Source organism: Streptomyces sp. CNB091 (genome assembly GCF_000377965.1).
The window spans coordinates 460696-483813 of record NZ_KB898990.1; the positions used below are offsets into that span (position 1 = coordinate 460696).

General features: G+C 70.6%; 20 protein-coding genes and 1 pseudogene. 6 read left to right on the forward strand and 15 right to left on the reverse strand.

Annotation, left to right across the window (positions count from 1 at the left end):
- Positions 1-33 precede the first annotated feature (33 nt).
- Positions 34-954, reverse strand: coding sequence for a hypothetical protein (locus tag D581_RS0101900; protein ID WP_018955532.1), 921 nt, complete (start codon positions 952-954; stop codon positions 34-36).
- On the reverse strand, positions 951-1370 hold the full coding sequence (locus D581_RS01000000136700) for a hypothetical protein (protein WP_158688568.1): 420 nt from the start codon (positions 1368-1370) through the stop codon (positions 951-953). Before D581_RS01000000136700 ends, D581_RS0101900 begins: the two co-directional genes overlap by 4 nt.
- Positions 1371-1471: 101 nt before the next feature.
- Here D581_RS01000000136700 and D581_RS01000000136705 point away from each other — a divergent pair, with 101 nt between their 5' ends.
- Entirely contained in the window at positions 1472-4492 is a 3021-nt protein-coding gene (locus tag D581_RS01000000136705; RefSeq protein ID WP_018955534.1) for a CHAT domain-containing protein, read from the forward strand.
- A 523-nt stretch (positions 4493-5015) separates the two neighbouring features.
- On the opposite strand, the gene D581_RS0101920 is transcribed toward D581_RS01000000136705, so the two are convergent.
- From D581_RS0101920 to D581_RS0101965, 10 genes are all read right to left on the reverse strand, one after another.
- On the reverse strand, positions 5016-5303 hold the full coding sequence (locus D581_RS0101920) for a muconolactone Delta-isomerase family protein (protein ID WP_018955536.1): 288 nt from the start codon (positions 5301-5303) through the stop codon (positions 5016-5018).
- An 80-nt stretch (positions 5304-5383) separates the two neighbouring features.
- Positions 5384-6898, reverse strand: coding sequence for an aldehyde dehydrogenase family protein (locus D581_RS0101925; protein WP_018955537.1), 1515 nt, complete (start codon positions 6896-6898; stop codon positions 5384-5386).
- Positions 6895-8010 (reverse strand): ABC transporter ATP-binding protein, encoded by a 1116-nt coding sequence (locus D581_RS0101930; RefSeq protein ID WP_018955538.1) that lies wholly within the window; start codon positions 8008-8010, stop codon positions 6895-6897. The genes D581_RS0101925 and D581_RS0101930 overlap by 4 nt, the downstream gene beginning before the upstream one ends.
- Positions 8007-9029, reverse strand: coding sequence for an ABC transporter ATP-binding protein (locus D581_RS0101935; protein WP_018955539.1), 1023 nt, complete (start codon positions 9027-9029; stop codon positions 8007-8009). Before D581_RS0101935 ends, D581_RS0101930 begins: the two co-directional genes overlap by 4 nt.
- Before the next feature lie 14 nt (positions 9030-9043).
- Positions 9044-9991 carry an ABC transporter permease gene (locus tag D581_RS0101940; protein ID WP_018955540.1) on the reverse strand — a complete coding sequence of 316 codons (948 nt, stop codon included), beginning with the start codon at positions 9989-9991 and terminating at the stop codon, positions 9044-9046.
- A 19-nt stretch (positions 9992-10010) separates the two neighbouring features.
- Entirely contained in the window at positions 10011-10961 is a 951-nt protein-coding gene (locus D581_RS0101945) for an ABC transporter permease (RefSeq protein WP_018955541.1), read from the reverse strand.
- A gap of 13 nt (positions 10962-10974) precedes the next feature.
- Positions 10975-12609: an ABC transporter substrate-binding protein gene (locus D581_RS0101950; RefSeq protein WP_026290096.1), complete on the reverse strand. Its 1635-nt coding sequence runs from the start codon at positions 12607-12609 to the stop codon at positions 10975-10977.
- Positions 12606-14213, reverse strand: a complete 1608-nt coding sequence (locus D581_RS0101955; RefSeq protein ID WP_018955543.1) for a phytoene desaturase family protein — start codon at positions 14211-14213, stop codon at positions 12606-12608. The genes D581_RS0101950 and D581_RS0101955 overlap by 4 nt, the downstream gene beginning before the upstream one ends.
- A gap of 44 nt (positions 14214-14257) precedes the next feature.
- Positions 14258-15241, reverse strand: a complete 984-nt coding sequence (locus D581_RS0101960; RefSeq protein WP_026290097.1) for a membrane dipeptidase — start codon at positions 15239-15241, stop codon at positions 14258-14260.
- 135 nt (positions 15242-15376) lie between these two features.
- A complete protein-coding gene (locus D581_RS0101965; RefSeq protein WP_018955545.1) occupies positions 15377-16099 on the reverse strand; it encodes a maleate cis-trans isomerase family protein in 723 nt (240 codons plus the stop codon).
- Between the two features lie 534 nt (positions 16100-16633).
- On the opposite strand from D581_RS0101965, the gene D581_RS1000000141175 reads away from it, so the two are divergent.
- The 4 genes and pseudogenes from D581_RS1000000141175 to D581_RS1000000139245 all read left to right on the forward strand — a co-directional run.
- Positions 16634-16834 (forward strand): hypothetical protein, encoded by a 201-nt coding sequence (locus D581_RS1000000141175; protein WP_158688569.1) that lies wholly within the window; start codon positions 16634-16636, stop codon positions 16832-16834.
- Positions 16824-17432 carry a hypothetical protein gene (locus D581_RS1000000138910; RefSeq protein ID WP_158688570.1) on the forward strand — a complete coding sequence of 203 codons (609 nt, stop codon included), beginning with the start codon at positions 16824-16826 and terminating at the stop codon, positions 17430-17432. The genes D581_RS1000000141175 and D581_RS1000000138910 overlap by 11 nt, the downstream gene beginning before the upstream one ends.
- Entirely contained in the window at positions 17407-17913 is a 507-nt protein-coding gene (locus D581_RS0101980) for a GNAT family N-acetyltransferase (RefSeq protein WP_026290098.1), read from the forward strand. The genes D581_RS1000000138910 and D581_RS0101980 overlap by 26 nt, the downstream gene beginning before the upstream one ends.
- A gap of 274 nt (positions 17914-18187) precedes the next feature.
- Positions 18188-18516 (forward strand): annotated as a pseudogene (locus D581_RS1000000139245) (IS5/IS1182 family transposase); the annotation flags it as partial.
- A 329-nt stretch (positions 18517-18845) separates the two neighbouring features.
- Here the strand turns inward: D581_RS1000000139245 and D581_RS0101990 are convergent.
- Complete coding sequence (locus tag D581_RS0101990; protein ID WP_018955550.1) at positions 18846-20036, reverse strand: PP2C family protein-serine/threonine phosphatase; 1191 nt, start codon at positions 20034-20036, stop codon at positions 18846-18848.
- 206 nt (positions 20037-20242) lie between these two features.
- Positions 20243-20881, reverse strand: coding sequence for a hypothetical protein (locus D581_RS0101995; protein WP_158688571.1), 639 nt, complete (start codon positions 20879-20881; stop codon positions 20243-20245).
- Positions 20882-21195: 314 nt separating this feature from the next.
- Here D581_RS0101995 and D581_RS1000000141180 point away from each other — a divergent pair, with 314 nt between their 5' ends.
- Complete coding sequence (locus D581_RS1000000141180) at positions 21196-21990, forward strand: hypothetical protein (protein WP_158688572.1); 795 nt, start codon at positions 21196-21198, stop codon at positions 21988-21990.
- A gap of 273 nt (positions 21991-22263) precedes the next feature.
- On the opposite strand, the gene D581_RS0102005 is transcribed toward D581_RS1000000141180, so the two are convergent.
- On the reverse strand, positions 22264-23097 hold the full coding sequence (locus D581_RS0102005) for an IclR family transcriptional regulator (protein WP_018955553.1): 834 nt from the start codon (positions 23095-23097) through the stop codon (positions 22264-22266).
- Positions 23098-23118 lie beyond the last annotated feature (21 nt).

Consider the following 23118-nt stretch of genomic DNA (forward strand, 5'->3'; position numbering starts at 1 on the left):
CAGGTGAGCGCGGAGGCCGCGAAGCGGGGCCGCCTACACGTCCTTGCGCAGCTGGATGGTGACGTCCCGTCCGACGCCCGGGCGCAGCGGGCCCGCGTGGGGGAATCCGAGTGCGGCAGCCAGACCACGGCCGTGAAGATCGACCACGGACTCGGCCAGCAGGCAGAACGTCTCCATCGCCGCGTGGCCGCGCCGGATGCCGACCGCGCAGGTGGCTGCCGCGACCAGCAGCGCGGGCCACCACCACGCGGCGAGTGCCAGATAGAGCGTTGACCAGGCGACGAGCTGGGAGGCCGCGTCGTACGCCTGGCGTGCCGTGCGCAACTCCGCGTGGACGTCCTCGGAGGTCAGCAGCCACAGTCGGGGCCAGGCCGCACCCAGATCCAATCCGTACGTGGTGAGGACCCTCCGGTCCGCCGCGCGGACGCGGTCACCCGCCCAGGTGGGCCCCTCCGGTGGGACGAGACAGACTCGGTCGCGTTCCGCGATCAACCGTGCCGGTTCCTGGTCGCTGAACTCCGTCCGGCCGCTTTCCGGGGTGTCGCGGAGCCGGGCGTGAGCACGCCAGGCATCCCTGACCCGCTCGTCGGCGAGGGCCCACCGCGCTCTCCGGCGGCGGGTCAGTCGTGCACTGGGCCACCGAAGTACGCGTGGCCAGTCGCCGCTCCACAGCCGGTCGACGCCTCCGCCCAGCGCCCGTACCAGCAGCCCCGTTGCCACGGCCAGCAGAACGATTCCGGCCGCGACCGCCAGTGCCGTGCCCAGCGACCGTTCGCCGGGGCGGGAGGCCAGGGTGTCGAGGCGGCGCACGACCACCGGCAGGTCGTACCAGCGCTGGTGACCAAGGACCGCCCCCGTCCCCACGGCCCCCAGGAAAAGCAGACTCGTCGGCACCAGGTAGCTGAGCCAGCGGGTGGCCAGGCTCTTGCCCAGCTCCGACAGCAGGCTGTTCACGTGGGGGAGTCGAGTCGGCGCAGCCGCTGCGCGTGCAGCCGGCATTCACGGGGCACCTGCGGCGGGTCGTCGAGCAGGACGGCGCGCGAGCAGCGGCCGACCGGGCAGACCAGCACGGGCGGCGCGACCGGGTGTCCCCGTACGGCCGGCAGACCGCCGATGCCCGCGCCGCGGGTGATGCCGTTGAGCCCTGCGGCGACGCCGGCACGCCGCAGCAGCCGGTGCAGGTCGCCCTGCGCGCCAGTGACGTCATCGCCTTCGCGCAGTACGCCGAGGATGCGCTCGGCCTCCAGGCCCGCCGCCTCTCCCGCAGCGCCGGCGAGCGCTCGGATCTCCTCCAGCTCGGCGCAGATCCGCGCGAGCACGGCCCTGGAGGAGGTCGTGCCACCGTCGTCCGATGCCGCTGTTGCTGTCACACGACCCCCTGTGTTTCCTCAGCGCCCGCTGTTTCAATGCTAGTTGGGTGACCGGGGCACTGTCCCGACACTGAGGAGCGCGGGCGAACGGGGGCGCGGCCATGTTCGGAAGGCGCGGCGGAAAGCGCAGGCGTGCGAAGCGGCGCGAGGAGGAAGAGGCCCTGGCCGCCCTGATGGCGCTCTTCGGCACGGGGCCCGACGGCCGTCCTGCCGTTCCTCCGGACTTCGGCGGCCCGACGCCGCCGGCCGGTCCGTTCCGGACACCGGGATCCGGCTCCTCGGACGAGGCGATCGAGACGATCGGACGCGGCGAGCAACTGCACGAGATGTTCGACGTCACACACGAACCACGCCACCTCGACGAGGCGGTACGGCTCTTCACCCGCGTGCTGCGCACGGCCGCCCCGGGGGAGCTGCGCGCCGCCGCGCTGAACGGGCTGGGCAAGTGCGGCTGGTCGCGCTACGAACGCTTCGGCCGGCGTGCGGACATCGACCAGGCCGTCGCCCACCTGCGCGAAGCCGTTGCCGCCGCGCCCCCGTACCACCCCATGGTGCCCGCCTGCCGGGCCAACCTCACGGGGGCGCTGGTCACCCGCTGGTCGGCCGCCACCGGCCCCGCCGACCTGGACGAAGCCATTGAGGAGATCCGCACGGCACTGCGGCACACCTCGTCCGGCGACCCGATCCGCGTGTCGCGGCTCAACACCCTGGCCAACGTCCTGAAGTCGAAGGCCGAGGCATACCAGGACTCCTCGGCACTCGGCGAGGCCATCAGGACGCTGGAGGAGTCACTGAGTCTGGCCCGGGCGGGCGGCCAACGCAGCGACGTCACCATGGCCGCCTCCAACCTCGCGGAAGCGCTGCGCATGCACCATGCGTGGGCACGCGACAAAGACGCCCGGACACTGGCCCGCGCCGCCGACCTGGCCCGTGAGGCCCTGGCGGGGACGGCGCCGACGCATCCCACGTGGGCGCGTTTCCAGTCCAACCTCAGCCTCGTTCTGCAGGATCTCTACCGTGCGCGTGGGGACCTCCGCGACCTCACCGCGGCCGTCTCGGCGTCCCGCGGCGCGCTGGCTGCCACTCCCCGGAGTCACCCCAACCGTGTCGAACGGCTCGCGGCGCACGCCGCCGCCACCCGCGCCGAGTTCGAACACGCGGCGGGTCTGCGCCATCTGTCCGACCCCGAAGCCCTGTTGATGCCGCTCCCGGAGTTCCTGAAACTCACCTTCTCGCAAGGGCTGTCGAAGGAGAACCGGGACCGGCTGAGGGCTTCGGTCCGTGCGGCCGAGGAGGCGGCCGCCGCCACACCGCCCGGTCACGTCATGTACGGAATCATCCAGACCCATCTGACCTCGGCCAGATTCGCCGAGGCGGGCCTGAGCGGCGCGAGCAAGAGCACCTTCCCGCGGCGGCTCGCGGACGACATCGACTCGTCCGCTCACGACACCACCCTGGCCGTCCGGCTGCGTGTCCACGCGGCTCGGCTGCTGGCCGCCCTGTGGATGCTGAAGGCGATGTCGGACTCGGGCGCACGGGCCCACCGGGCACGACAGAAGGCACAGACGGCCTTCGATCTCGCCCTCGAACTGATGCCGCGCCTGAGCACGCAGTCCCTGCCGCGCGGCGACCGGGAGCGGCAACTGGGGCAGAGCGTCGGCCTCGCCCGTGATGCCGCCGCCTGCTCACTCAGCCTGCTCCCGGCCGACCCGTACGCCGCGCTGCGCCAGCTGGAACAGGGCCGTGGCGTCATGTTGGGCCAGGCTCTCGACGCCCGTACCGATGTGACCGAGTTACGTGCCCGCCATCCCCGACTCGCAGAGCGTTACGAAGAGTTGTGCCGCGAGCTGGACCGCCCGGAGGCGGCCGGCTTCTCGCCGCCGCCTCTCGCCGCCGACGTGTCGCACGGTGCCGTTCCACTGGCGGGTGAGGAACGGCACGCGCTGGCCGCCCAGTGGGACGACCTCATCCGCGCGGTGCGTGACACGCCCGGATTCTCCGACTTCCTCCAGCCCCCCGACCCTGTCCGGATGGTGGCCGAGGCGGGCGCGCACGGTGCCGTCGCCGTCATCAACGTCAGTGCTCTCGGATGCCACGCGTTACTGCTCCAGCACGGGCGCCTGCGGTCGCTGCCGCTGCCGCGCGTGCACTACGACGACCTGCTGAGGAGATCCGGTGCCTTCACGGAGAACCTGCGCAAGGCAACCGGCACCGGACTGCCCCTCACCGAACAGGCGGCGGCGCAGCAGGACATCGTCCGGACGCTCGCCTGGCTCTGGGAAGCCGTTGCCGAACCGGTTCTGGACGTACTCGGCTTCACCGGGGCCCCACCCGATGGCCGGACACCACCCCGGATGTGGTGGGTCCCGACCGGGCCGCTCACCGTCCTGCCGCTGCACGCCGCCGGTCTGCCGGCGACACCGGGAGCGAACACGCTGGACCGCGTCGTGTCCTCGTACACCACCACAGTCCGCGAGCTGGTGCGCGCCCGCACACGTCCCTCCTCTCCCACCCGCCGCACGCTCGCCGTCGCCCTGCGCCACACTCCCGGGGCCGCCGAACTGGGCCGGGCCGAGAGCGAGACGCGCGCACTGGCGCAGCACCTGCCGGTCGAGCTGACCCTGACCGGCCCCCGGGCGAACCACCGGAACGTGCTCGATGCCCTGCCCCGCCACACATGGGCCCACATCGCCTGCCACGCGGTCAGCGCCGCCGACGCCGACTCCGGGGGCCACCTGCTGCTCCACGACCATGCCGAACACCTGCTGACCACGGCGGACATCGCCCGGCTCCGGCTGGACCGCGCAGAGCTGGCGTACCTCTCCGCGTGCGACACGCTGCGCGGGCGCGCCGCACTGGCCGACGAGGCGATGCACATCACCGGCGCCTTCCACACGGCGGGCTTCACCCAAGTGATCGGGACGCTGTGGCCCGTGGACGACGAGGAGGCCGCCGAGATCGCGCATCACTTCTACGCCCATGTGACGACTGATCCGGCCTTCTCCAGCGGCTCCGGCGCGGTGGGGGCCGCCCATGCCCTCCACGAGGCGGTCCGCGCCCGACGCGAACAGAACCCCGACACTCCCACGTTGTGGGGCGCGCACGTGCACTACGGGGCATGAAAAGCCATCGTGGGTCGCCATCACCCAGGAAGCCGGGACCGGCGGGATGTTCATGCTGATGCCCGGCCGCAGGGAAGTCTTCTTCTCGCCCAGCATCGACCGCCGGCATATCGTGCCCGCGCAGCAGAGTGGCTGATCGTCACCGGCGCCCACCGCGGCGCCATCTGGTCCGACTGCCGGGCGGACGATGCCGACCTCGCCCCGCTCCTCGACCAGGCTGGGAAGCCGGTCACGTTCACCCGCTGGTACGTCGACTGGCTGCACAAGGCGGAGCTCGCGTCGTTGGCCGCGTGACCGGGCGCCGGGGCCCGGTCACGCGGCCGCCGCCGCCTTCCGCGACGGGTCGCGTTCCCCGGCGCCCGGCGGCAACCGCCCCAGGTGGCGCACCTCGGCTCCTTGGTACTCGGAGGGGACGGGACCGGCGGGCAGGTGTCGCGGTGCGTGCGTCCGCCGGGGGCAGCTCCGGCTGAACGCCGACGCGGTCGACGGACTTCCCGTCACCCTCGCGGGTGCCGTCGTGCCATCATGCCGTCGGCCCCGGGTCGACCGGGTGATCGGCCAGGGCGTGCACCGTGACGTCCATCCAGGGCCAGACCGGCAGCGACGAGATGATGGCGTGGAGTTCGGTGGGGTCCGCCGCACACCACAGTCCCCAGTTCTCGGTCCGGCCGGGCACCCGCCACATGCGGACCAGGGACCCGGACGCGGCGAGTTCGGCGGCGCGGCGGCGCTCGTCGTCGGAGACCTTCGTCTTGAGGTCGGGGTCCATGGCTTCGGGCCAGGTGATGCGGATGTTGACGAGGAATTCCATGGGACGCGTCCTGTTCCTGGGGCTGAGAGATTCCGTAGGCGGGCAGGCCGATGGGCCGGCGGTGAGGGGGCGGGTGACGGTCAGTCGCCGAACGGGTCGGCCGGGGTGCCGTGTTCGGTGATGACGGACTTCGTCTGGAGGAACTCGGCGACGGCCTCGACGCCGTTCTCCCGGCCCAGGCCGGACTGTTTGTAGCCGCCGAACGGCACGCTCCAGTGCAGCAGCCGGTAGGTGTTCACCCAGACCACGCCCGCCTCCAGCCGTCGGGCCACCCGGTGCGCGCGCGCCGCGTCGCGGGTCCAGAAGCCCGCGGCCAGGCCGTACTCGACGGAGTTGGCGAGCTCGACCGCCTCGTCCTCCGTGTCGAAGGGATGCACCGTGACCACCGGGCCGAAGACCTCCTCCCGGCAGACCGCGAGGTCGGGCGCGGCGTCGGCCAGCACGGTCGGCTCGTACCAGAAGCCCGCCTCGACCGGCGCGGCGACGGTGGCCCGCTTCCCGCCGGTGACGGCCCGCGCGCCCTTCGCGAGTGCGTCGTCCACATACCCCTCGATCCGCTCCAGAGCCGCTGCCGAGGCCACCGGCCCGACGTGGGTGCGCGGATCGCGGGGGTCGCCGACCCGCAGCCGCCCGACCGCTTCCCCGTACCTGCGGAGGAACTCCTCGTACACCTCGCGCTGGACGAGGATCCGGGAGCCCGCGACACAGGTCTGGCCGGCCGCGGAGAAGGCGCCCTGCCGGGCCGCGACGACGGCCGCGTCGAGGTCGCCGTCGGCGAAGACGATGTGTGCGGACTTGCCGCCGGCCTCGCAGACGTAGCGCTTCATCCGCTCGGCCGCGCGCGCCCCGAGGGCCCGGGCTACGGCGGTGCTGCCGGTGAAGGTGACCATGGCGACGTCGGGGTGCTCGGTGAGGCGGCGGCCCTCGTCGGCGCCGCCGATGACGACGCCGATCACCCCGGGCGGGAACCTCGCCTCCAGGGCCAGTTCGGCCAGGCGCACCGAGGAGGCCGGGGCGTGCGGCGGCGGCTTGAGGATCACGGTGTTGCCGGCGGCCAGCGCCGGGGCCAGCTTCCAGGAGCCCAGGGAGAGCGCGCCGTTGAAGGGGGTGAGCGCGGCGACGACGCCCAGCGGTTCCTGGGTGATGAGCGCCCTCGCCGTGCCGCTGAGCGGACGGGAGACGTCCTCCATGGTCTCCGCCACGGCCGCGAAGTAGCGGTACCAACGGGCCAGCGCGCCGACCTCGCCCCGGGTGGCGGTGAGGGGTTTGCCGTTCGCCCGGGTTTCCAGTACCGCGAGTTCCTCGGTGTGCGCGACCAGCACATCGCCGAGGCGGTACAGCAGGTCGGCGCGGGCGTGGGCGGGAAGCGCGCCCCAGGACGGGGCGAGGAAGGCGGTGCGGGCGGCCTCGACAGCGGCGTCCACGGCGTCCGGGTCCTGGTACGCACGGGCCCAGACCTCCCCGGTCGCCGGGTCGGTCAGCGGCACCGCCGTGCCGGCCGGCGCGCGCCGTGCCCCGCCCGTGTGGGAGGTGTAGTCCTCCATGGCGCGCGGGCCGCCGGGAGCGTTCTCGGAGGTGTTGTCGGGGGTGTTCATGGAGCGGTGGTCCTTTCCGGGGGAGGGGTTTCTGAGGCCGGGGTTTCCAGGGGCGGGCTGTTCCGGGACAGTGCGGCCCGTACCTCGGGGGCGTCGGCGTGATGGCAGGCCAGCGTGTGTCCGGTGGCCCCGGCGGCGACGGTCGGGGGCGGCGCGCCTTCGCGGCAGACCTCGGTGGCGAACGGACAGGAGCGCTGGAAGCGGCAGCCGGCCAGCGGAGCGGCCGGGTCCGGGGGTTCCGCCCGGGTGCGGATCTCGCTGCGGAGGCCGGGGGCGCGGGGGTCGGGCACGGGCACGGCAGCCAGCAGCGCGTGCGTGTAGGGGTGGCGGGGCGCGGAGAACACCTCGTCGCAGGGGCCGCTCTCCATGATCAGACCGCCGTACATGACGATGACGTGGTCCGAGATGTGCCGCACCACGCTCATGTCGTGGGAGATGAACAGGAAGCTGACGTCCTGTTCGCGGCGGAGGTCCTTGAGGAGATTGACGATCTGCCCCTGGATGCTGACGTCGAGCGCGGAGACGATCTCGTCGCAGACGATGAAGCGGGGCTCGACCGCCAGGGCGCGGGCGATGGCCGCGCGCTGGCGCTGGCCGCCGGAGAGCTCATGGGGATAGCGGTCGGCCAGCTCCGTACGGAGGCCGACCTGCGCGAGGAGCTCCTCGACGCGCTCCCCGGCCTTCTCGCGGGGCGTCGTGCGGTGAACGGTGATGACCTCGCGGATCATCGCCCTGACCGTCATCCGCGGGTTGAGGCTGGCGTACGGGTCCTGGTAGACGATCTGGGCGAGCCGGGGCAGCGCCCCCGTGCGGCGGATCTCCTCCAGGGGCCGGCCGTGAACGCTGACCCGGCCCGAGGTGACGGGCGAGAGACCGACCAGGGCCCGCCCGGTGGTGGTCTTCCCGCTGCCGCTCTCGCCGACGATGGTGACGATGCTCCGGGCGGGCACGGTGAAGGAGACCCCGTCCACGGCGTGCGCGGTGCCGGTGACCCGGCGCAGCACCCCGGTGCGGAGAGGGAAGTGGACGCGGAGGTCGGTGACGGCGACGGCGTCGGTGCCGGCTTCGGGTGGCCCGGTGGTGACGGGGGGCAGGGCGTCGGCGGCGTTCATGTGCGCTCCTCTCGGTGGTCCGCCCCGACGAGGACCGGTGCGGTGTAGGGGCAGCGGACAAGGTGGCCGGGGGCGGTGGAGGTGAGGGGGAGGAGTTCCGGGACGGAGTCCTCGCAGGCCGCGCGGGCGGCGGAGCACCGGGGCTGGAAGGCGCAGCCGGGCGGCGGAGCGGCGGGGTCGGGCGGGAAGCCGGGGATGGCGGGCAGCCGCTCGACCCGTTCGCGGTCCATGCGGGGAATGGACTCCATCAGCGCCCTGGTGTACGGGTGGCTCGGACGGTCGAAGAGCGCGGTGGTCGGGGCCGTCTCCACGATCCGGCCCGCGTACATCACCGCGATCCGGTCGGTGACCCCGGCGACGACCCCGAGGTCGTGGGTGATGAGGATGAGCGCCATCCGGAGGTCCTTGCGGAGCCGGTCGATGAGCTGGAGCACCTGGGACTGGATGGTGACGTCGAGGGCGGTGGTGGGCTCGTCGGCGATCAGGACCTGGGGTTCGCGGCTGATGGCCATGGCGATCAGAACGCGCTGGCGCATGCCGCCGGAGAGCTCGTGCGGATAGCTGCGGAGCCGTTCGCGGGCGGCGGGGAGGCCCACGAGGTCCAGGAGCTCGGCGCACCGGGAGGCGGCCGCCCGCCGGCTGAACCCGTCGTAGTGGATGAGGGGTTCGGCCATCTGCCGGCCGATGGTCATGGCCGGGTTGAGGGCGGAGAGCGCGTCCTGGGAGACGAGCCCGATGCCGGAGCCGCGGACGGTCCGCATCTGGCGGGGAGTGAGCGCGGTCAGGTCCTTTCCGTCGAAGGTCACCCGGCCGGAGATCTCGACGCCGGCGGGGGCGAGCATCCGCAGGACCGCCAGCATCGTCTGGCTCTTGCCGCAGCCGGACTCGCCCACGACGCCGAGCGACTCGCCGGCGGCGACGCCGAACGAGACGTCGCGCACGGTCTCCAGGGGGGCGTCGTCGCCCTGGTTCTGGCCGCGGTAGGCGACCTTGAGGTGTTCGACTTCCAGTACGGTCACGGTGACGTCTCCCTCTAAGCCAGTTTGATCTTCGGGTTGAAGTACGCCTGGAGCACGTCGACCAGGAAGTTGATCAGTACGAACGCGATGGCGATCACGAGGATCCCGCCCTGTACGAGGGGGATGTCCCGGGTGGAGATGGCCTGGTGGAGGGCGAGGCCGATGCCCGGCCAGGAGAACACCGTCTCGGTGAGCACCGCGCCGCTGAGCAGGAAGCCCGCCTGAAGGCCGATCACCGTGATGACGGACGGCATGGCGTTGGGGAGAACATGGCGCACGATCACCCGGAACTCGCCGACACCGCGTGAGCGGGCGGTGCGGACGTAGTCGTTGCCGATGACCTCCAGCACCGAGGAGCGGGTCATCCGGGCGATGACCGCCAGCGACCACGCGGCGAGGGTGATCACCGGCAGCACCATGTGGGCCGCCACGTCGAGGGCTCCGCCGCCGCCGATGGAGGTCATCCCGGTGGCGGGAAGCATCCTCAGCTGGAGCGAGAAGACGATGATGAGCACCAGTCCGAACCAGAACGACGGTACGGAGTTGAAGAACAGCACGCCGACGGTGAGGCTCCGGTCCCGGGGCGAGCCGGGCTTCTGCGCGGCCCAGGTGCCGATGGCGACGCCCACGACCGCCGCGACGACGATCGCGGTGCCCGACAGCAGCAGGGTGTTGAGCAGCCGGTCGGAGAGGACTTCGGAGACCGGCCGGCCGAAGGAGAGCGAGCGGCCCAGATCGCCGTTGAACAGACTGCCGAGGTAGGTGAAGTAGCGGGAGACGGCCGGTTGGTCCAGGCCGAGGTCCTCGCGGAGCGCCTGGCGGTCGGCCTCGGAGGCCGTGGGGCCGAGCAGGGCGCTGGCCTGGTCGCCGGGGATGATCTGGCCGAGGCCGAAGGTGGCGATGGTCACCCCGAGGATGACCGGGAGCATGTGCAGCGCGCGGCGCAGCGTGAAGGTCAGCATGGCGAATCTCCAGGGCTGTTCATGACCGGCTCCACCGGGTCCGGGGGGTGCGTTCGCCGCCGCGCACGGCCCGGGACTTGCGGCTGCGCGGGTCGAGACGGTCGCGGATGCCGTCCCCGAGCAGGTTGAACCCCACGGCGAGTACGACGATCGCGAGGCCGGGGATGGTGGCGACGTGCGGCGCGGTCACCAGCAGGGCGCGCCCGCCGCTGAGCATCTGGCCCCAGTCGGGGGTGGGCGGCTGTGCGCCCAGTCCGAGGAAGGCGAGGCTGGAGCTGAGGATGACGTTGCGGCCGGTCTGGAGGGTGGCGAAGACGACCACGCCGCCGAGCAGGTTCGGGGTGATGTGGCGGAAGGCGATGCGCAGATGGCTGTAGCCGAGGGCGCCGGCGGCCTCGACGTACTGCTCCTGGCGCAGGGCGATGACGTTGCCGCGGACGATCCGGCCGAACTCGGGGACGGTGACCACCACCATGGCGATGACCATCGAGGTGATGCCGGGGCCGAGGGCGACCCCGATGCCGAGGGCGAGCAGGATCCCGGGGAAGGAGAACATCACGTCGAAGACGCGCATCAGGGTGCTGTCGAGCCAGCCGCCGACATAGCCGGAGAGCAGTCCGAGGCAGCCGCCGATGGCGAGCGCCACCAGGGTCGGAACCACGGCGACCAGCAGGGCGAGCCGGGTGCCGTACATCAGCCGGCTGAGGATGTCGCGGCCGACCTCGTCGGTGCCGAGGAGGTGGCCGCCGCTGAAGGGGCCGAGCCCGATGGACGAGGGGTTGGTGGCGAGCGGGTCGTCCGGGGCGATCAGGGGAGCGAGGAGCGCGACGAGGATCGTGGCGGCGACGATGGTGCCGCCGATGAGGGCGGTGGCGTTGCCGGAGCCCAGCAGAGCGCGGAGGCGGATGCGCCGCCGAGGGGGCGCGGCCCGCACGTCGGCGGGGCGGGGTGGTGCCGCAGTGGCCTTCATGGCTGTGGTCTCCTCACCGGCGGCGGATGGTGGTGTAGTCGATGTAGACGGACGCGGCGGGCACGACTCCGTCGACCTTCCGGCTCAGCAGGCGGGGCAGCCGGTCCTGGTAGAGGAACACCCAGGGCGCGTCGGCCGCGATGCCGTCGGCGGCTTCCCGGTAGAGCGCCGTGCGGCGGTCCGGGTCGGGTTCGCCCCTGGCACGGTCGAAGAGGGCGTCGACGTCCCGGTTGCGGTACCAGCCGCGGTTGACTCCGCCGGGGGGATGCAGCTCCCCGCTGAACATCCGCTCCAGGAAGTCGGCGGCGTCGGCACCGGTGGTCCATCCGTTGAACGAGCCGTGGGTGGTGTCGTTGTAGCCGTTGCCCTCCTCGGCGACGAGCGAGGCGAACTCCATGTACTGGGTGTCCAGGCGGACGCCGACCGCTTTGAGGTCCTGCTGGATGAGCGACATGATCTCGGTGGCCTGGGAGAAGCCGGGGCCGCTGTCGGGTGCGAGCATCCGCAGCCGTACGGGGGTGGGCACCCCGCTCTCACGGATGAGCCGGCGGGCCTCTTCGGGGTCGTAGGAGTCCGCGGCGGCCCCGGGGCTTTCCTGGTACGCCTCGTTGCCCCGGGGCAACGGCCCGGTGGACGGGGCGACCTGCCGGCCGGTGAGGGTGGCGATCGCCCGGCGGTCGACGGCGTGGTTGAGCGCCCGCCGGAAGACGGCGTTGTCGGTGGGGGCGATTCGGGTGTTGAGGCGGATGAAGTACTGATTGGCGGGTTCGGGGTACTGCACGGTCATGGTGCCGCCGTCGGCGAGCTGCTGGACCTGCTGGGCCCCGGCACTGAGGATCGCGTCCACCTCACCGGTCTGCGCGGCGATGGCGAGCGTCGTGGGGTCGGTGACGGACTCCACGATGATGGAGGGCGTCTTGGGAGATCCGCCCCAGTAGGCCGCGTTCCGCTTCAGCGTGATGCGCTTGCCGCGGTCGGCGGACTGCTGGGTGAAGGGGCCGGTGCCGACGGGATGCAGGCCGATGTCGTCGGGCCGGTGGGCGCGGAGCGCCTTGGGGCTGATGATCGACATCCGGCGGTCGGTGAGCACCCGGGGGAGCCCGGCGTACGGTTCGGTGAGTCCGAGGACGACCGTGTGCGGGTCGCGGACGTCGACCTTCTTGATCCAGCGGGTCAGGAACTTCATGTTCCCGGCGGCCGTCGGGTCGTGGAAGGCGGAGTCCTCGTCCATGATCCGGTCGAAGTTGGCTTTCACGGCGGCGGCGTCGAAGGGCGAGCCGTCGGCGAATTCGACCCCCTCGCGGAGCTTGAGGGTGTAGGTCCGCGCGTCCGGTGAGGCCTGCCAGGATTCGGCGAGCGCGGGCCGGAGTTCGGGAGCCTGGGCTGTCTCGGAGCCGAGGTCCTCGCGGATCAGCGGATCGAAGAGGGCGTCGATGACCCGGAGCACCGGGGTGCCGGACGCGCGGTGCGGATCCAGGGTGGGGATCTCTCCCTCGGCGCCGATGATCAGGGTCTGCTCGTCGCGGCCGAAGGACGGATTGGCGCTGCAGCCGGTGAGCAGGACGCCCACGACGGCCAGAGAGCCCACCGCCCGGCGAAGTGTTCCTGTGCGTGGGCGCTGCGGCCCATCGCGGCGCGAAAGCCTCATGCTTGTCGCCTTTGCTCGTGGTGAAGGTCGTGGAGCACCGCTTGGGCCGTGTTCCTGCCGGGTGTTCCGGTGATGTAGCCGCCCGGCCAGGTCCCGGCGCCACTGACGTAGAAGCCCTGGAGCGGGGTGCGGTAGCCGGCGACCTCGGGGTGCGGGCGGGCCCCGAAGAGGTTTCCCGGCAGCATGTCCCCGTGCGTGATGTTGCTTTCCAGCAACCCCAGTTCGCTCTCGATCTCGACCGGGTTCATGAACCGGTGATCGACGACACGGTCGGCGAGTCCCGGCATCAGCCGGGAGAGTTCCTCGACGCACCGTCGGCCGAAGCGCTCGGTGCGCTCGGCGTCCCAGGGCCCGTCGTGCGGGCGGTAGGGGGCGTGCCAGGCGTTGACGCTGATGAGATGGGTGCTCCCCGGGGTGAGACCGGGAGAGGTGAGGGTCGGTATCAGCCCCCACATCAGGGGCTGGTCGCTGGCGTGGCCCCGCAACGCCCCGGAGATCGACTCCTCGATCTGCCCGAGCGAGGAGCCCACCCGGAACTGGCAGGCCCGCACCCGCTCGGGATCCGCGTCCTCGGGGAGCCCCGCGTAGGCGGGCAGCGAGTCCACCTCCAGGACGATCTTGAAGGCCGATCCGCGCATCGCGGTGTCCGTGACCTCCGCCCGGATCTCGGGCCCCATCGCCGCGTCGTCCAGCAGATCGCGGAAGAGGTGGACGGGGTTGACCGCCGACACCACCCGGCCGGCGGTGAACTCCTCGCCGGACGCGGTGACCACGCCCCGGGCCCCGCCGTCCCCGTGCAGGATCCGGACCACCGGGGAACCGGTGCGCAGGGTGACGCCGTGGGCGCGGCAGCAGTCCTCCAGCGCGTCCACGATCGCGCTCATCGACCCGACCGGGAGACCGGTGGAGCCGCGGAGCGCGACCCGCTCGGCCGCGTCGCCGGAGTGGGGTGCGCCCGCCGCGGCCAGGGCGAACGGGCGCATCATCAGTCCGACGGCGCTGCCGGGCGTCGAGGGCGGCACGAGCTGAGCGTTGAGCGCCAGCAGGGCGAGCAGCGCCTTGGCCTGGTCCGACACGAGGCGCTCGTCGAGCAGCCCGGTGAGGCTGCCCTCGAAGACGGCGGTGAAGAGCTTGTGTTCCTCCGGGTCGGTCAGCCGCTCCCGGAGGGCGGAGAGCGCGGGCGGCGGATCGTCGAGGGACACCCGCAGGCTCGCCCCAAGCCGTTCCAGACCGCTGATCAGCTCCCGGTAGCGGTCGGCCTCGCCCGGCGCGAAGGCGTCGAGCTGCCGGTCGACGCGGGCGGGGTCGCGCCAGCCCAGGAAGCACCGGCCGTCGAACTGCTGGACCACCGTCGGGTCGGCCCGGACGAACCGGAGACCGTGGTCGGCGAGCCGGAGTTCATGGACGACCGCCGGGTTCAGTGACCCGGGCGAGTTGGTGAAGGCCAGGCTGCGGCCGGGCAGGAACTCGTATCCTCCGCAGGGCCCGCCCAGGCGCTGCCGGGATTCGACCACGGCGACGCGCAGTCCCGCCCGGCCCAGATAGGCGGCTGTCACCAGCCCGTTGTGACCGCCCCCGACGACCACGACGTCAAACCGGTTCATGCCCACCGCTCCTCTCCGTGTCCACGCCGTCTTCTCGGCGGCCGTCAGTTACGGGGATCGGCCACGAAGCCGGCGTCGAACAGACGCAGCCAGTTGCCGCCGGCGATCCGCTCGACCTCGCTCTCGCTGAACCCGCGCTTGCACAGGTGCTCCAGGACGGTGGCGTAACCACTGCCCGCGGCGAACCATTCGGGGAACTCGACCGGTCCGGAGATGGGGACCATGGGCTTGCGGCTCCAGCGCCCCTGCCGCCACCAGTGGAGTTCCTCGTCGCCCTGGCCGGCGTAGTAGTCGGAGCCGAGTCCGACGTGGTCGACGCCGACGAGGTCGACGGTGTAGGCGACCATGTCGCAGAATTCGTCGACGGTGCAGCCGACACCGCTGGGAGCGATGCGCGGGTACATGCTCAGACCCACGACGCCGCCGGACTCGGCCGCCTTCTTGAGGACCGTGTCGGACTTGTTGCGGAAGGCCAGCTCGACGTTCTCGCCCACGAAAGCCCGGGGGTTGGCGTGCGTGATCGCCACGGGTCGTTCGGACGCCTCCAGGGCTTCCAGGGAGGTGCGCTCGTTGCAGTGGGAGACATCGATGAGCATGCCCACCCGGTTCATCTCCCGGATCAGGTTGACTCCGTAGGTGCGGGAGAGGCCGGCGTCGTCGCTCTCCCAGCAGCCCGCGCCGGCGGAGTTCTGGGTGTTGTAGGTGAGTTGGCAGATCCGTACCCCCGCCTGGTGGAAGGCTCCGACCAGGTCGAGGTCGTCCTCGAAGGGGCTGCTGTTCTGGAATCCGAGGATGACGGCGGTACGGCCGTCGTTCCCGGCCGCGCGGACGTCGTCGGCGGTACGGCCCTCCGTGAGGAGGTCGGGGTTCTCCGCGAGCAGCCGCTGCCAGCGGCCGACCTCGCGCATGGTCTCGGTGGAGTCCTCCCAGATGGCGACGGTGGCGTGGACGCCGGCTATTCCGGCGGCGTGCCACTCCTCGAAACGCTCGCGGGCGGGCTTGACGAACTGCAATGCGTCTACCAGCACGTGCTTTCCTCTTCGCAGGTGAGCCGCGTGGTCCGGGCGATGACGGCCCGGCCGTACGACTCGGTGTGGACGGTGGGGTGCGGTGGGGTGCGGTGGGCGGTGCCACCGCCGTGCGGTGGTGCGTTCGGTCCGGGGTCAGACCTCGCGGCCGAGGCGGCCGAGCTCGGGGATCTCGTCGCGGAGGCCCAGGGTGCGCAGGGCGCTCCAGAGAGACGCCTGATTGCTGGTCACCACCGGGCGGCCGGTGTCCATTTCGAGGTAGGGCAGGATCTCGAAGGTCCGGTAGGTGCCGCAGGAGATCAGCAGCGCGTCGGCGTCGGGGGCGGCCTTGTGCAGCCTGCGACCGAGCCGGTAGGCACTGTCCGCGTCGTGGACGCTGGCCTCGTAGGGGTCGGTCATCTGGAGCCCCTCCATCACCGGCACCTCGAAGCCGACGGCGGTGAGGTACGCGCGCAGCGCCTCGTTGACCTCGTCGGTATAGATGCTGCCGACGGCGACGGAGGTGGCGCCGACGGCGCGCAGGGCGTCGACGGTCGCCTGCATCATGGTGATCGCCGGGATCCCGGTCTCGGCCTTGATCTCGTCCGTGACCTTCTCGTCGGTGCCGGGGCCCGGGATGAAGGTGCCGGGCGCGCCGCACTGCACGATCAGGTCCACCTTCGCGGTGGCGAGTTGCCGGGAGGCTTCGAGTACCTGGCTCATCATCTCGCGCAGGCCCTCGGCGTCGACGCGGGGAACGATGGTCCGGGCGTCGGCGAAGGCCACTCCGGTGGGCGCGACCGAGCGCCATTCCTCCGCGCCTTCGATCGCGGTCGCCGGGCGGATCTGTCCGATTCGTGCACGCCAGCCGAGCATCATAAGGCATTTCTCCTGAAATGGGCTGTAGATACGGAAAGGGTGAGGCGTAGAGCGAGCTCGCAGTGGCTTGAAATGGTGCATGGATTCTTGCTGCGCGAACGTCGCCCGTACAGCGGCAAAGGTCCCGCGTTTCCTGGCGATCAGCCGAGGTCGGCGGTCTCGTCGAACGATCTGGGACAGTGGACCAGATTGTTTGGGACAATGTACCCACACGTTTTGGTCAGGTCAATGGGTAGGTTTTTGGCTCGAAGAGGTGCCGCTGGACGTGCGATGGCGGCGCGGCGGAGCGCAGGCCTCCACATGGGCGTGCGCGGGGTTGCGTGGGCCTGCGTGGGCTTGCAAGGACCTGCGAGGACCTGCGCCGGACGATTCCCGTCAGCCGTCAGCCGTCAGCCGTCAGCCGTCAGTCGTCAGCCCGGCGGGCAGTTCGCGGGGGGAGCGGCTGGGCGCGGTGGCGCCTGGATGTGCGACATCCCGTGAGTTCCTCTGAGTCCCGCTGAGCCCTTACCCCCGTGGCCAGGGTGTTCTGTCTCCTTGGGGTGCTCTGCAAGCTGCTGGTCCAGCCGCTACGACCACCTGCGAGAGGTCACCCGGGAAGACATCATCGCGGTCCGGGACGCTGTCACCGGCAAGCAACGCGAGAGCCGGATCGTCGCCCTGCGGTCACCGTTCCGACACGCGAAGAAGAGCGGCCAGACCTTCCGCAACCCCACGATCCGCATCCGTGTCCCCTGAAAGACCGGCGGCGTCCTCCAAGCCCTCGTCCAGGCGGACATCGACGAAGCCATCGCCACCCCCGGACATCCGGCTCATCGTCGCCCTGGCCGCCGTCCACGCGGCACGGCCGAAGATGATCCGCACCATGTACTTGGAGGACGTCGGCCTGGGCAACAGGCGCATCGCCGTCGACGGTCACGTCCGCCCACTCGACGACCTCACCCGCCGTGCGGTCCTTGACCGGCTCGACCATCGCCGCAACCGCTGGCCGAACACGGCCAACCCTCACCTCCTGATCACCCAGAAGACCGCCGTCGAACTCGGCCCGGCAGGCAAACTCTGGACCACCCGGGCCACCCGCAACCTCACCGCCACCCGGGAACGGCTCCGCGTCGACCGACAGCTCGAAGAGGCCCTCACCCACGGCGCCGACCCGCTCCACCTCGCGCTCGTCCTCGGCATCGACGAGAAGACCGCCATCCGCTGCGCGGACTCGGCGCGGGCACTGCTGGAACAGGCAGCCGAGCACTCAAGAGTGCCCTCAGCAAAAGAACTTGGCCCGGAGCGCGAAGCCTTGAAGAATGACGGCCATGCGGATTCGACAGGCAGGGCCTGATGACGCCTCGGCGGTCGCTGGTGTCCACGTGCGCTCCTGGCAGGTGGCCTTTGCCGGTCTTGTTCCGCAGCACTACCTCGACACCATGGACCCAAGCCACGAAGAGTCCGGCTGGAAGTCACGTATCGCAGCGGCACAGTGGCCATCGTCGGGACTGCTGGTAGCGGAAACCGAGGCCGGGATCGTCGGGTTCGCAAGTTTCAGCGCGTCTGAGGAGATCTCTGCCACCGCGGAAATCGGCACGCTCTACGCGGTGCCCGAGGTCTGGGGCGCTGGGATCGGAAAGCAGTTGATGGCGGCAGCGTTGATGACTCTCAGGCAGGCGGACTACGCAAAGGCCGTCTTGTGGGTACTCGAAGACAACGAACGAGCCCGGCGCTTCTACGAGGCCGCCGGTTGGCGCCCCGACGGCGCGGCAGCGGTGGACACCACCGGCGGGGCCGCCCTCAACAAGTTGCGCTACGGCCACCCTCTTGGCTGACCCGCTTACTCTCTCGGCCGCCCAGAGAGCCAGGAAGCGGCGTGGTCGTGAGTCGGAGTCAAACTCGCGGCACCAGCACCGTGAAGCGCGGCGACCGACCCTTGGGTTGCCACCAAGAACCCCTCAGTTTGCGTGAACCCGCAGGACTCAGGACCCTGTTCTCGTATAACTACGGCCAGGTGGCGTGTAGCGCAGAGTGATCTATAGACCGCCGACCTCACGCGTCGGCAGGCGTACGTGGAGTTCTCTACCCTTCATGACCACCGGGGGATCCATGCCTGCCGTCCCATCATGCATTTTTCCCCGATCTGCGGCCAGGTCCTTGCCTCGCTGCCCGCCCGCGAGGACCGCCATCCGTGGGGCTGCCACAATCCACGCATCAGTGACGCGGTGGTTTTCGACCGTCTGGTGCAGGTCCTGGTCTTCGGCTGTGGATACGAGCGCGCAGCCGACCGTCTCTGTTCCGCCACCACCCTGCCCCGCCGGCGTGATGAATGGATCGCGGCCGGTGTGACGGAGGCGCTGACGCTGTTCGACCTCGGCTGCTACGACCGGATGATCGGCCTCGAACTCGACAGGCTGTCCGCTCACGGCTGCATCACCACCCCGTCGGTCGTCGCGAGCATCGGCTCGATCCTCGACAGCGCGGTGGAGTGGGTCGGGAAGCACTGCGCTTCTTCGCTGCCGTCTTCTTCGTGGTCTTCTTCGCGACCACTGCCCATAGCTGGGGCCGGATTCACCCCGGCTCACCCGCCGCCGCACCTCCTGGCTCGACCTGCTCAAATCCGGCCCGCTTGAAACAGGTGGGACAAGTTCAGTGCCCGCAGTCAGGGGCTCCTGCGGCCGCCCGGGCCGCCATGGCTGCCGCGCTCCTGGCCGACCGGCTGATACAGCACAAAAGAGTCCTGCCGGCGACTTCGGCCGGTGTGAGGTCAGCGGGCGGTCGGTGAAGCCCTGTCTGCTGCGTTATCGCCTTGCCGGGCATCGGTGGGGGGCCGGTGCACAGCGAGCAGGGCCATGTCGTCTTCGGTGAGTCCGCCGCTGAAGTCTTGTACGTCGTCGACAAGGTTGCTGAGCAGTCGGGCGGGGGTCGGGAATGTCCGGCCGGTCAGCCTGGCTGCCGGGTCGTAGAAGGTTCCGGTCGCGTCCCGGGTCTCGGAGAGGCCATCGGTGTACAGGAGCAGTGTGCTGTCCGGGGGAAACTCCCAGGTGTCGTGCCGGCCGGGTGACGGGGCGAGTTCGAGTAGGCCCAGTGGCAGCCGGAACGTGCTCGGCATGAGGGGGGTGACGCTTCCGTCTCCGCCGAGGAGCAGTGGCGCGGGGTGGCCGCAGTTGAGGAGGTGCACGACCTGGTGGCCGGTGGGGATTTCCGCGAGGACGCAGGTGACAAACGTTTCCTCATCGCTGTTGTCTCGGTCCGCGCGGTCCCGCACGAGAGCCCCCTCGAGCCGCCGTGCCACCCCGGACAGTGTCTCCTCCTGTTCCGAGGCTTCCCGGAAGGCCCCGAGGACGACGGAGACGGTCTCGATGGCGCCCATGCCCTTTCCCCGGACATCGCCCATCACCAGGCGAATGCCATGAGGGGTGGAGCGGGCGCCGTAGAGGTCGCCGCCGATCAGCGCCTCGCGCTGGGCTGCCTGGTACCGGGCGGCCACATGCAGCCCTGCCACATGCTTGGACGGAGTGGGCAGGACGGCGCGCTGGGCGGCCTCGGCCACCTCGTGTGCAGAGGTGAGCTGCTCACTGTGCAGGCGCACCAAGACGTTCACCAGCGCGGCGATGGCCGTGGCGAAGGCGATCGTGGTGAGCTGCGGCGCCATGCTCTGCACGACGGAGTCCTCTCCCCTGATGTCCGCCACGAACCGGAGCGTGGCGGCGGAGACGAAGGCCGCACCTCCGAAGGCGACAGTTCTGCCCAGGCTGAAGATCGGTGCAGCGACCAGCGGCGCGGCCACGAAGAACGGCGAACCGTTGAGACGGAGGGGCGTGAGGAACTGGAAGACGATCCCGACGAGCAGCAGGACCACGGGCAGCAGACGGGACAGCCGCCAGAAATACGAAACCGGCGAGAACGAGGGCTCGACGACGGGCTTGGCTGAGCGGTCGGCGACCTTCTTCTTCACGTGGTCCTCCAGAAAGTCGTGGAGCCGGCGCCCGGGGCGGGCTCTGTGACACTGCGGAACTGCTGGTGACCGAACCTCACCAAGGCCGCAGACAGCCCGCGTGCATGCGGCCACGCCGGAGGAAGGCCCGGAACTCTCCTGGTACCGACGCCACTCCTTGACCGTGAACGCAAAGGGCTATTTGGGCGAATCGTAGCTTTAGTGAGCTAAGTTACCTTATGGGAACATAGGAGTAAACGGCCCTGCCGCCGAGCACTGCGGCGTGCAAAGTCACCCCTGGCGGGGGCCGGGACGAGCAGCGCCTCCACCGTGGCAAGGCGACGGATGCGGTGCGGCGGGCGAGGTGGTTCTTCACGGTCGCCTTGAGTGGCCAGTCGGAGAAGGCGGCCACCAGGGGGCACGACCGGGGCGTACCAGTCGTCCGGGTACCCCAGCAGGCGGAAGGCGGTGATCAGTGCGATCGCCGCCACGCTCTGGGCCCGCCAGGACCAGAAGATGATCTTCTTGCTGCGTGCCCGCTCCGGTTCGGCCAGGAGGGTCGGTATCTGCTTCTCGTACGCCATCAGCGTCTGCGCGCGTTCCATAAGGACGTCGAACGCCTCGTCCGGAACACGCTCGTCGTGGTCCCGGGCGACGGTGAGAGCATGCTGATCGGCCAGAGCGCGGACCAGTTTCTCGTGCTGTTGATGCACTTTGCGTCCTGTCCGCGCTTCGCCCACGCGGGGCCGTTCAATCGGGGCCGTCAGCGCGGGCGGGACGTCATCCGCTGGCGCCCGGTAGCGGCTTCCGGGGTCGGGCCTGAGTGGTGCCCCTGTTTGTTCGCGGATCTGCGCCTGGGCGGTCATGTCCCCGCGAGAGACCCCTCGGTGATCGGGTTCCACGTGATGCGCCCGCCGCTGTGTCACTGCTCCACCAGGTGCAGCCGGTCCGCGAATACGGTCCCGGACAGCGGCTGCACCACGACTGCCGGCCCGGCTTCGAGGGTGACCGCGTCGACGTCTTCAGCGCCGTCCGCGCGCAACCTCCGGCCTCGGAAGCCATCGGGTTCCCGTCGGCCCGATGGGGCATATAAGTGGCCATAGCGGTGCCGCCCACTCTGCTCCGGTCGCCAAGTGGCGAGGAGCCCGGCGGCGCAAACGGGTTGGCGGCAGGAGGACGCATGGGGGACGACGTGGAACAGGGCCGTCTGCGGGGTGAAGGCAGTCGCCAGCCACACGCGGAGACTGCGGGTCAATCGCATGTGGACCACCGGACTCAGAACAATGAGAGGACGGATGGCGTACAAGATCAGGCGGGCCCGCTTTCCGCTGAACTCTCGAACGATCCTGCCGAGAGCCCCTCAGCAAACAGGAGCAGGCGCGTCAGGACAAGGCGGGAAGCCAGCCGTGAAAGCGGTGCCGAGAACTCCGAGGATAGAGAAGCTTCTGGCGGCAGGGTCTTCTGGAAGAGTGAAATTCTAGTACCGGTCCTCGCTAAGGCGTCGTTGGCTCCCGAGGAGAGTAAGCCCCGTATGCCAGGCGTGATCAGCCCAGCCACGGTGACGGTAACGTTGCAATCGGAGGCGAAGGAGCCGATCATCATCACAAGTGCCCAGGTAAACGTCCTGTCGCGACAAGTGCCACCCGTGGCTGTCGGGAAATGCGTGAGCGCCCAAAAGGTCCGCGCATTCTCTGTGAACCTGGATAAGGAAAATCCCACGCTGGTGCGCTCCAAGAGCAAGGACGACGACGAGGTGCCTGGGTTCCCGTACAAGGTCTCATCCGGCGATCCGGAAGTGCTCTCTTTGGAGTTCGTGACGAGGAGAGATGAGGTCAGATTCACCATTACGATCAACTGGGTCCAGGCGGGAAAGAAGCAAAGTACGACCCTCGACCATGACGGCAAGGGCTACCTCGTAACTCCCGTCAGACGGGTACCCACGGGCACCTCAGCTTCCGGGAGTACAGCTTCGTAGTGGGTGCGGCACTGCGGGCCCCCGGAGTACGGCGGCCGCTTCGTCGCGAGTCGGCACTACATGCCAGTTCGGAAAGGCATAGCCCCACCCGGACCGCCGTATCTGAGCGCTACCGCCACGGGTTGCGCCACGTCCGGGACCAGCTCACCACCTGGCCGGGCGCGTCCCACGTCGGCGCGCCGGCTCGGCACAGGGCTCGGCCGTCACACGGCCTTGCCGACGGGAGGCCGCCACCCGCCCGGCGCGCCGCGGAAACGCATCGGAGTGCGCGGATCAGGCGGGCTGGCGCCAGCGGATGGCGATCTGGGCCGCGGCCGTCCGGAGGAGAGGGACCAGGTCGGCCATCCGCTGGTCCGCGAGCCGCGCCTCGGGGCCGTAGATGCTCAGTGCCGCCGTGACGGTGCCCTGGGTCGCGATGGGCACGGCCACCCCGCACCCGCCCATGATCCACTCGCCGCGGCTGAAGGCGTAACCCCGGTCGCGGGCGGCGGCGACCCGGTCGACGATCTCCGTCGTGTCCGTCGCGCCGGTCGCGGAGACATGCTCGCCCACCAGATGCTTCAGATGGTCCTCGGGCAGCATCGACAGCAGTACGCGACCCGTCGCGCCGGAGAAGAGGGAGTAGGGCCTGCCGACCCCCGTGATCAGCCGGAGCGGCTGGGAACTCTCCACCTCGTACACCGTCACCCGGCGTCCGTCCACCACGGCCGAGACGCACGCGGTCTCTCCCGTCGCCGCGGCGATGCGAGCCGTCGCCTCGGAGGCGGCGCTCACCAGGTCGCTGTTGGCGGCGTGTCGCCAGGCGAGGGTGAGCGCGGCCGGCCCGATCACGTACTTGCGGGAGTTCTCGTCGACGACGGCGAGCCCGACGCGCTCCAACGAGGCGAGAATCCGCTGGGTGGAGCTCTTGCTGATCTCCAGGTCCCGGCTCAGCTCACGCAGCCCGCGTGGCCGGTCGGCCTCGGCGATCGTCTTGAGCACCAGCAGGGCGTGGTCCACGATCTGCACCGTGCTCGCCGGTGGCGTCCGCTTTCCGGTCGTGCCCGCCGCCGGCTCGTCGGACGACGAGGGAGTCTCCGTAGGCTCCGGCCCCTGTTCGTTCACCATCGGGCCGGTCCTCTCCCTGGG